Below are 9,275 nucleotides of genomic sequence, written 5' to 3' on the forward strand. Positions count from 1 at the left end.
ACCTGCTCTCTAGCACTACGCGAGGATAACTTGATTTCGACCTGACTTTTTAGCCTGGTAGAGCGCTTGGTCTGCTCGGGCGAAGAGCTGGTTTAGATTCTCCTGGGGTTGAAGCAAGGCAACCCCAAAAGAGGCTGTGATTTTTCTGGCTCCCAGTACTTGTTGCTCGGCAATGATCCGTCGCAACCGCTCTGCTAGATATTCCAAATCTATGATCTGATCATATTCAGACACCACAATTAAGAATTCCTCACCTCCCCACCGAATCAGAGTATCTTGCTTGCGTAATTGAGTTTGAAGACATTGAGCAACAATTTGCAAAACGTGATCGCCGACTAGATGACCATAGTTATCATTAATCTGTTTGAAATGATCAATATCACATAAAATGATGCCAATTTTTTGTTCCGGTTCTTCGATTAAATTTTGGAGGATTCGTTCTCCCGCTCCTCGATTAAACGCTTGAGTCAGAGCATCTTTTTCTGAAATTTCCTTGAGATGTAAACGCTCAATATGCAGTTTATCGATCGCATCCTGGAGACGAGCATAAAATCTAATCAAGAATAGATTCACTCCCATAGCAGGCACAAGAGTAATGATTAAATCCATCCCTCTAGGGGTTTTGAGTTCCGGGAGATGAAAGATGAAATAACTCACAACTGGAGCGGCTGTAATCACCCAAAGCAAGCAGGCCAATTTGACCAGTCCGCGTGGACGTAAAAAAACAATCATGCCAGTTGTTAAGAGAAATAAGCCTGAAGAAATCGGCGGCAACGTATCAACTAACCGTTTGTCGGAATCCAATACGGTCTTAATTACAAAAAAATATTCTGGAAATAGCAGAATGAAACAAATCCATCCCAGGGTAATCAAGATCACCCGATCGATTTGCTGGGGTCGCTTAATCAGATATAGCAACAGACTCAGGCATAGAATGACTGTTAGAGGCGGAATGATTAATGAAATCAGATGCGCGTTGCCCTCAAAGATATGGAGCAACGTCGCGATTATTCCTCCTAAAACCATTACCCCTAAGATGCAAACTACAGTATTACGTTTCAGAGTTTCGATCGAATCGATTATTGAAGTCATAGGATAGGGTGAAAAATTATACCTAGAGTAGCAAGTCTGACTCGGCTCAACCAAATCCATTTGGGCTTAGGCAAGGCAGAGAACAGCAGGCTTAAAGACCTCTTTACTTTGAATTGAGAACGGTAAAAGTATAGAAAATGCAGGTAGGAACTGATTTAAAACAGCTCATTACTTGATCAGAACTTTTGCGATTGAAAGATTTTGAACAGGACATTGAGAACCTGCGGGAGATGGGCAGATTGTGATTGTTGTCAGTGACACATCACCGAGCAATAACCTTACTGCAATCAATCATCTTCATCTCCTACACCAGCTATACGGGACAGTTCTCATTCCTGAAAGCATTTATCGAGAACTCACTAACCCAAATTTTCCCGTTGCAAGTGCGATCGAGGTACAAACCTTTGACTGGATTCAAACTCGTGCTGTTACTGACTTCTCTCTTGTTGAAGCACTGAGCAACGAACTAGATCCTGGAGAAGCGGAAGCAATCGCTTTGGCCGTCGAGATTCAATCTGATCAAGTGTTGATTGATAAATGCTGAGGTCAGCTAATTGCGAGTAGGTTGAATCTCCGTTACATAGGTATCCTAGGAATCTTAGTCGAAGCGAAAAATAAAGGTTTGATTGCTAGGGTGAAACCTCTATTGGATGCGTTGATCAATGAAGCTAGATTTTGGGTTGCAGAACCGTTGTACGACAGTGTTTTGCAACTTGTTAATGAGATTGATTTAGCTTAACCTTTAGAATAACAAATGGAATAATAAACAAGCTTTGTGGATGTTCTACAGACGAGATAGCGGCGGCTAACGTTCCCAATCACCCGCCGCAGATAACTTTTCTAAGTACGGGACAAAAGTTGTAGAGATTGCAAAAAGTCGGACCCATTAGACGCAGATGGATTGAGCACCAAATGGCGCAAATAATCGAATCCTAAGCGAAACAAACTTTTGGCACGACGACCGTGTTTTTTCATCTCAATCGGCTGCCATTGATGCAACCATACGCCTGTTTTCATGGCCCAACATAAAGCTAAGGTCAACAAGGCGAACAACTTGCTCAACCGCTCGGCATCGGTGAAGTGAGTGGATTCCAGACAGAAACCCCGCGTTTTGAAAATGCCAAACAAGGTTTCAATCGACCAACGTTTGGCGTAATCTTGAACCAAATTCTGGGTGTGGACGGGCGCAATGACCACGAGTAACTCCCCATCCTCAAGTCGCAGGGCTTCCACAGCAACCGGATAACCCCAGACCCGGCAAGTGCCAGTGAGTCTTTGAGATTGACCGACTTGCAGATGGGCAAAGACGACCCGCGCCGCCAGGACCTTGCCATCGTGCTCAATCTGGTCGGTGTCCCGAATCCGTAAGCGAAAGGCTAAAGCCGGTTCGAGCAGGAGATAGCGCACCCAGGCTTGGCCAACGAACTCGCGATCCGCACACAAGCAGTTCACCCGAGCGGTGGGAAATCGTTTGGCAAAGGTTTCCATAAACCGCATCCGCTCGTCGCTGTTGGAGTTCCCTTTTTTATCCAACAGCCACCACAGAATCGGGAAGGCAACCCCTTCATGCACAATGCCTAAGGTCAAAATGTTGTGCCAATGACTCCCGAATTTCCAGGTCGTGCGATCCAGGCTCAACACCCACCCTGGTGGAATTTGCATCCAACTCACCAACAGGGTCGCCAGTTCGGTGTAATCCAGGTCAAACTCTCGAAAAAAGCGCTGCAACCGCTTGTAGCTCGATTCGGGCAAAGCCTTGCCGCCAAAGCCTAAACATAGTTCGCTTAAATTTACCGTTTTGACTTTCAGCAAGGCTAACAAAAACAAAGCCAGAAATGAAATCCTGGCTCCATGCCAGTTCAATTGGGCTTGGAGGACTCGCCTTAATTCGCTATATTGGCTCATAGGGTTTCTGATGAGTGTCGTAATTCTGATGAAACCCTACCCTGCTCAATCTTTCAAGCTTTTTGTCCTGTACTTAGATAACTTTTGATGCTTAACCAAGCATACTCAACGTTCCGGTGCAGCATGATTTATGGGGAGACGAGCACTAGAACAGGGAAAAGAGACGACTATGCATTGGGTGACAGTATTCATGTCTACTAACATATTGTTCGCTCCTCACCCTTGACCTCAACTGATTGTAGAGCAGCTTAGAGTAAAAAGCGGGAGAACCTGCCAGGGCTAGAGGACGACTATGCAGCGCAAGTCACCAGATGACTACTAACATATCGACTCGCCTCTAAACCCTTAACCTACACTACTTTAACGAATTCTCAGGGAATAAGGCTTCAACCGTTTCCATAATCTTTTCGCGGGTGCAGGCGGCAGGTTCTTCCACTTCAATCAAAATCAATGGACTTTAATCTACCATGAGCACTAACGAGTATGTGGCTTATATTGGGATTGACTGGGCAGACCGGAAACATGATATTGCCCTGTATGACTGTGCCTCTGCCACCTGGCAGGAAAGCTTGATCAAAACCCGTCCACAAGACTTACTCGATTGGGTCAATCAGCTCAGGCTGCGCTACGGTGAGGGGAAGATTGCCGTTGCCCTAGAACAGAAGCGGGGTCCCTTACTTTATGCCCTTTGCCAGTATGACAATCTGGTGCTATTTCCCATCTATCCTCGTCTAGTGGCCAACTACCGCAAAGCCTTTCAACCCTCTCGTGCCAAGTCTGACCCCGTTGATGCTCGCATCCTGGTTGAATTGATGCAAAAGCATTCTGACAAGCTAGAGGCTTGGGTGGCAGGCTGTCCCCAGACTCGTGCCCTGCGGCAATGGGTGGAGTCACGCCGGATGTTAGTGCAAGAGAAGGTCAGATTAACCAATCGCATCACTGCATCGCTGAAGTCCTATTTTCCTCAAGTCCTCGATTGGTTTGAGGATAAAGACACCTCCGTGTTCTGTGAATTCCTGCAACAGTTTCCCAATGTTCAGTCGGCTCAAGCGGCTACAGCCCAGCAATTGACTCAATTCTTTCGCTCCCACCATGTCGGTCGTAAAAGTGCGATCGCCCGACGGATTGGGCAAATTCAAGAGGCAGGTCCGCCACTTACCTTGGACCCGGCGATTGTCGTACCCGCTCAAGCACTGACACTGGCACTGGTGGCTATTTTGAAGGTCATCATCCAACAACTAGCGGGGTTTAATGACAAAATCGCTCACTTATTTGAGACGATGCCTGATGCAGCCTTATTTGCCGAATTGCCAGGGGCAGGTCCGCATTTAGCACCACGATTACTGGTAGCGTTTGGAGAAGATCGTTCCCGATTTGCCTCAGCCCAAGCTTTTATGAGCTATGTCGGGATTGCTCCAGTTAAAGAGGAAAGTGGGAAGAAACGTTGGGTCCATTGGCGGTGGTCTTGTCCAATTTTCCTGAGGCAGACATTTGTGGAATGGGTCAATCAGGCAAGGCGATTTTCAACGTGGTCACAAGTGTTTTACGAACAACAGAAACAAGCAGGTAAAAGCCATCAAAAAGCGATACGTGCATTGGCTTACAAGTGGGGGAGGATTTTGTGGCGCTGTTGGCAGGACAACGTTCCTTACGATGAGGAGAAGTATGTTGCAGCACTACGACGAAAGCAATCACCCCTGGTAAAGCGATTAGCAGTTTAGCAGTTCACCTGCTAAAGAATAACCAATTAGAAAACAGAAAACAGAACATAAAAGGCAATAGGCAAAGATGATTAAGAGATACAAGTGAGAACAGATTAGAGCCGAAACTGAGAATTAGATGAATTTGAAACTGAGATTGAAATAGCCATTCACCATTCAATCTCAGTTAACATTCTCACGTCTAAAAAGTTTGGAATTCAGTCGAATATTGCACTTTGATTCTCTATTGACTCCGTCCGCCTCAGGGACTATGTTATGCAGCGTTAACAATCCTTACTCTAACGACATTGCCAGAAACTCTTCGGGTAATACTGCGGGGATTGCAGAAGCCCCAAAATCAGGTGTATTTCGAGTCACGATAACTTCTAAACCTGCGGCATTAGCTGCTTCACTGGTCACAGCATCTTCAAAGTCTGCCATAGAACTTTGCAATGCAGCCCTAATAACCTCATCGGTCACACTGGCGATCTGAAGATGCTCTAATAGCCTTGATAAAAGTTCGCGTGCAGTTTCGCTACCAACTTGACGGCGCAAAATATAGAAGATATTTGTCACAGCATGACCGGACACGTACCCCTGCACTTGTGGTTGTGTCACCCTATTTAATGCCTGTGCAGAGGCAACAACAAACGGTTGTCGTTGAGCTAGAACATCGAGCAAAACATCACTGTCAAATAATACCCGCCTCAACTGTACTTCTCCTCCAGGTAATCCACATAGGATTCTGTAGGTTCTTCGGTACCTAACTGAACGACTCCAATTAGGCTTTGAGTCCAGGGATTAAGCCCCGCAAAAGAATTGATGGTTGTTGGAGGACTAGATACCAACGTTTCTTGTTGAATGGAACTCAACAACGACTGTACTAAACGCCAGCGATCGCCAATCGGCAACTGTAATGCCTGATTTTGTAGCTCTTGTAACGTCATCAGTCCTTCCCCAGCAACTGCTATCTATTATAAATTGCTGCTACTTCTATTACCCGAAAGTGCTTCTGGTCAGGAACTTCTGCCCAACCTTGAACACCAGCAGGTGAGCTTTCGGTTGCGTCCCAACCAATAACTGAGCGGCATAACGGCAAAACGCAGCGGCGGCAGATAACCTTGAACTCAGCACCAGCGGCTTTCGTCCGTCCGCTGCCGTGAAGTGTGTACGCCCAGTCATGTGGATTGTCAAGCTGAAAGTAAAAACAATTAATCTATCGCAAATAAAACTGAGCCGCCCTTGGAGGTGTGGCATTCGCAATCGGAGCCTAATTCCGGTAATTTTGTTTGAGTTGTTTAGCAGTCAAAAATCTAATGTCCGCCACCACCTCCTCAACAAACCACTCACTCAACATTAGGACCTTCTCAACAACCAGTCATTCGTAGTCATCATCGTAATGATGCTACACGTTCCTCATCCGTTATCAAAGGTGCTGCGCCGCAAACAGCATGACGTGATCAGGGGACTGCTCACCGGGCATTCAACGTGGTCACAGCAGGGAATTTCGTTGATTCCATTCCTAATGTTGTTTTTAATCATTTCAAGATTGTCATTGCTCATCAAGACTATGTTCTTTAAGCTGCTTCACCTTCAAGACCAAAATATCCTACTTTGTATTCAACTTCTGCTTGAAAAGCGGCTCGAATTCGTCCAATGAGTTTTCGGGCAATTGCCACAATCGCCCGCTTTTTCCCAATTCGTGGGTGGAGGCGGTCAAAGCACGCTCGTAATGCCGTGTCTTTGTCGATTGCTCGCCAAGCAATTTCAACCAGGATGCCTCTCAATCGGCTGTTCCCTTGCCGACTAATCCCTCCTTTGCGGATGTTTTCACCACTGGAATGCTCACTTGGAGTCAACCCTGTGTAGGAAAACAACTGCCGTTCATTCCTGAATTGAGACATATTGCCCAATTCGTTTGACAAAATCCGAGCCGAAAGAGGACCAACGCCAGGAGCGGACCGATAGGTGTTTTCATTTGGGTCGGATTTTGCTTGCTGCTTCAACTCCGCAACTAGCTTGCTAATCTCCTCATCCAGCTTTTTCCAAATGCTCCAGTAAGCTTCAATTGCCAGGATGAACTCTTGGGCTGAGACATTGGGAAGTAGTTTTTCAACCAATCGGTGAGTCATCGGACGGTTCTCATCATTGTCAATGAGACCGAGTTGGTGAAATTTCATGCGAATCTTATTTTTCACAGCGGTGCGATCTTCAACCAGTTGTTGTCGAGTTCGAGTCAGCATTCGCTGTTGTTCTTGTGCTTCACTGGGAATTCGAATTCCTCTTAATCGCCTAGCTTCCAAAAGTGTCGAGAGCTTTTGGGCATCGCGTTTATCGGTTTTCACCCGGTCATTGACAGCAACTTCGATTCCAGCAGCATGAATCACAAGGTTATGAATTCCGTGGCTGGTCAACACGCGATGTAGAACAAACCCTGAAAACCCAGCTTCATAAGCCGTATGAATGTTTGCCCCAACAAAGAACTTCAGCAGTTGCTCAGCAAGTCCTTGAGGAGCAGCAGCCGTTGTCCATTTCTTGACCACTTCTCCGTCCATCCGCGCTACAACGGCATAAGTTTTCTTGTGTACGTCAATTCCAATAAAGACTTCTTTTCCAACGTAGGAGATCGCAGGGATCACTTTCTTCATTTGGAAACTCCTTTTTAGAATTAGAACTGTCAACCCTATCCAGTTCTTGTTTAGCGTACTGCAATCCAGCATAGGGACAGCATGGGCGTGATCTAATGGGGTGAAAGTCCCCTGTGGTGGAACCAACGTCCAAATGAACCCAAAAGTTCCGAGTGACGATAACCACTAGCTTAAGGCAAGGGTACTCTCGCGAGGGAGTATCTGGAGGAAGCCAGCGGCAAACCGACGAGCCGACGAATAGAAACGTCATAGCAGGCGAAGACCCCTGGGTGAGTTGGCACAACACAACGAAACCCTCGGTTCAAGGGGCATCGTAAATGACGCGGTTGTGGCGGGACAGATCACGTTCTTATCTGGGGAGGTCTGTCCGGTTGCGGTTCGGTTGACTATGGGAGTCTGATTGAGGTCTCGCGGGAAACGGCGAGGGAGCCACAGAACCCTACGGTCATCTAAACAGCGCCTTCGAGAGTAATTTCGAAGGGACACCGGACAGAAGTCAGCAGAAGCCATAGTAGTCCCTCCCGGATGAAGGGCTGAACATGAACGAACTAAGGAGGAGCGATGAACAACTCAAGCGCATTGATGAACCCGGATGGGGGAGATGATGCTTGGCGTGATGACAGCCAGCCAGCCTTAGACAACCTGATGGCGCGAATCTTAGAGCGCGACAATGTGAGACGAGCGTGGGAACGAGTGAAATCGAACAGAGGTGCCCCCGGCAGTGACGGGATGACCTTAGACGATTTTCCTGCCTATGCCCGCGAGCATTGGGGTGAGATTCGCCAATCCCTGATGGATGGCAGCTACCAACCGCGCCCCGTGCGACGGGTGGTGATTCCTAAGCCCAAAGGCAAGGGAGAACGCAAGTTGGGTGTCCCTTGTGTCGTTGACCGGGTGATCCAGCAAGCTATTCTGCAAGTGCTGTCTCCCATCTTCGACCCTGGTTTTTCCGAGTCCAGTTTTGGGAGCCGACCCAAACGGTCTGCTCATGGAGCGATCCGACAGGTGAAAACGGTTGTGAAGGCGGGGTATCGGTATGCGGTTGATTTGGATCTGGAAAAATTCTTTGATACGGTCAACCATGATGTGCTGATGTCTCGGATTGCTCGCAAAGTCACCGACAAGGTGCTTTTGCGGCTCATCGGTCGTTATCTGAGAGCAGGAGTGTTGGTCGCTGGCACGATAGAGGCAACCGATTGGGGGACACCGCAAGGTTCACCTCTATCGCCGTTATTGTCCAATCTCCTCCTGGATGACCTCGACAAGGAGCTTGAAGCCAGAGGACACCGCTTTGTACGTTACATGGACGACCTGGTCATCCTGGTCAAAAGTCGGCGGGCAGGGCGACGGGTAATGGCGAAGATTAGCCATTACCTGACCCAAAAGCTGAAGCTCAAGGTCAATCGTGAGAAGAGTCGGGTGGTCAAGATCGAAGACCTCGAATACTTGGGGTTTACCTTCCGAGGCATATTGCTTCGCAACGCTGCGCGAACGGATCGTCGCATCCCACCAAGCACTCAAAGACTTCAAACACCGGCTCAAGGGGTTAACTTCCCGGAGTTGGGGAGTCTCGATGGCCGAACGAATCGAACGGTTGAACCGATACTTGCGAGGCTGGATGAACTACTTTGGCATTTCCCAACATTACCGTCCCATTGAGGCGTTAGACGGTTGGTTGAGGCGGCGGATGCGGATGTGTTACTGGAAGCAGTGGCGTAGACCCAGAACCCGCATCACCAACTTGCTCAAACTCGGGACAACCAAGCGTCAGGCGATTTTGACGAGCATTAGTCGTAAAGGCTATTGGCGCTTGTCAAAGACGTTAGCAACGCATACGGGAATGACGAATGAGTGGTTAGAGCAACAGGGATTGCTATCGATTAAACAACTTTGGATGAAAGTTCAAGGATACGTTTAAGCCATCAGTGCT

Annotated in this window: 11 protein-coding genes; 5 read left to right on the forward strand and 6 right to left on the reverse strand. The window is 47.6% G+C overall.

Translation table 11 applies throughout. The features are described from left to right. Positions 1 to 15: 15 nt before the first annotated feature. Positions 16 to 1,092 carry a GGDEF domain-containing protein gene (locus ACN4EK_RS04765; protein WP_431656345.1) on the reverse strand — a complete coding sequence of 359 codons (1,077 nt, stop codon included), beginning with the start codon at positions 1,090 to 1,092 and terminating at the stop codon, positions 16 to 18. A 241-nt stretch (positions 1,093 to 1,333) separates the two neighbouring features. Between ACN4EK_RS04765 and ACN4EK_RS04770 the strand changes: the two genes are divergently transcribed. Together ACN4EK_RS04770 and ACN4EK_RS04775 are read left to right on the forward strand one after the other, a co-directional pair. Next, positions 1,334 to 1,636, forward strand: coding sequence for a DUF3368 domain-containing protein (locus ACN4EK_RS04770; protein ID WP_431656346.1), 303 nt, complete (start codon positions 1,334 to 1,336; stop codon positions 1,634 to 1,636). A 21-nt stretch (positions 1,637 to 1,657) separates the two neighbouring features. Then, positions 1,658 to 1,831: a DUF3368 domain-containing protein gene (locus ACN4EK_RS04775; protein ID WP_431656347.1), complete on the forward strand. Its 174-nt coding sequence runs from the start codon at positions 1,658 to 1,660 to the stop codon at positions 1,829 to 1,831. Positions 1,832 to 1,932: 101 nt separating this feature from the next. Here ACN4EK_RS04775 and ACN4EK_RS04780 read toward each other — a convergent pair whose 3' ends face one another. Beyond that, on the reverse strand, positions 1,933 to 2,997 hold the full coding sequence (locus ACN4EK_RS04780; protein WP_431656348.1) for an IS4 family transposase: 1,065 nt from the start codon (positions 2,995 to 2,997) through the stop codon (positions 1,933 to 1,935). 467 nt (positions 2,998 to 3,464) lie between these two features. On the opposite strand from ACN4EK_RS04780, the gene ACN4EK_RS04785 reads away from it, so the two are divergent. Then, positions 3,465 to 4,718, forward strand: coding sequence for an IS110 family RNA-guided transposase (locus tag ACN4EK_RS04785; RefSeq protein WP_431656349.1), 1,254 nt, complete (start codon positions 3,465 to 3,467; stop codon positions 4,716 to 4,718). 273 nt (positions 4,719 to 4,991) lie between these two features. Here ACN4EK_RS04785 and ACN4EK_RS04790 read toward each other — a convergent pair whose 3' ends face one another. The 4 genes from ACN4EK_RS04790 to ACN4EK_RS04805 all read right to left on the reverse strand — a co-directional run bounded on the left by ACN4EK_RS04790 (position 4,992) and on the right by ACN4EK_RS04805 (position 7,345). Continuing rightward, positions 4,992 to 5,408, reverse strand: a complete 417-nt coding sequence (locus tag ACN4EK_RS04790; RefSeq protein ID WP_431656350.1) for a PIN domain-containing protein — start codon at positions 5,406 to 5,408, stop codon at positions 4,992 to 4,994. Continuing rightward, positions 5,405 to 5,644, reverse strand: coding sequence for a hypothetical protein (locus ACN4EK_RS04795; RefSeq protein ID WP_431656351.1), 240 nt, complete (start codon positions 5,642 to 5,644; stop codon positions 5,405 to 5,407). Before ACN4EK_RS04795 ends, ACN4EK_RS04790 begins: the two co-directional genes overlap by 4 nt. A 49-nt stretch (positions 5,645 to 5,693) precedes the next feature. Next, entirely contained in the window at positions 5,694 to 5,879 is a 186-nt protein-coding gene (locus tag ACN4EK_RS04800; protein ID WP_431656352.1) for a hypothetical protein, read from the reverse strand. A 395-nt stretch (positions 5,880 to 6,274) separates the two neighbouring features. Continuing rightward, the gene (locus ACN4EK_RS04805) at positions 6,275 to 7,345 is read right to left on the reverse strand and encodes an IS110 family RNA-guided transposase (RefSeq protein ID WP_431656353.1); all 1,071 of its coding nucleotides are present in this window, start codon (positions 7,343 to 7,345) and stop codon (positions 6,275 to 6,277) included. A gap of 561 nt (positions 7,346 to 7,906) precedes the next feature. Between ACN4EK_RS04805 and ltrA the strand changes: the two genes are divergently transcribed. Both ltrA and ACN4EK_RS04815 read left to right on the forward strand, forming a co-directional pair. Then, positions 7,907 to 9,004 carry a group II intron reverse transcriptase/maturase gene (gene ltrA, locus ACN4EK_RS04810; protein ID WP_431656354.1) on the forward strand — a complete coding sequence of 366 codons (1,098 nt, stop codon included), beginning with the start codon at positions 7,907 to 7,909 and terminating at the stop codon, positions 9,002 to 9,004. Next, positions 8,919 to 9,263, forward strand: a complete 345-nt coding sequence (locus ACN4EK_RS04815) for a group II intron maturase-specific domain-containing protein (protein WP_431656355.1) — start codon at positions 8,919 to 8,921, stop codon at positions 9,261 to 9,263. The genes ltrA and ACN4EK_RS04815 overlap by 86 nt, the downstream gene beginning before the upstream one ends. Positions 9,264 to 9,275: the final 12 nt, after the last annotated feature.

The organism is Pantanalinema rosaneae CENA516 (assembly GCF_050753385.1).
GTDB lineage: Bacteria > Cyanobacteriota > Cyanobacteriia > Leptolyngbyales > Leptolyngbyaceae > Pantanalinema > Pantanalinema rosaneae.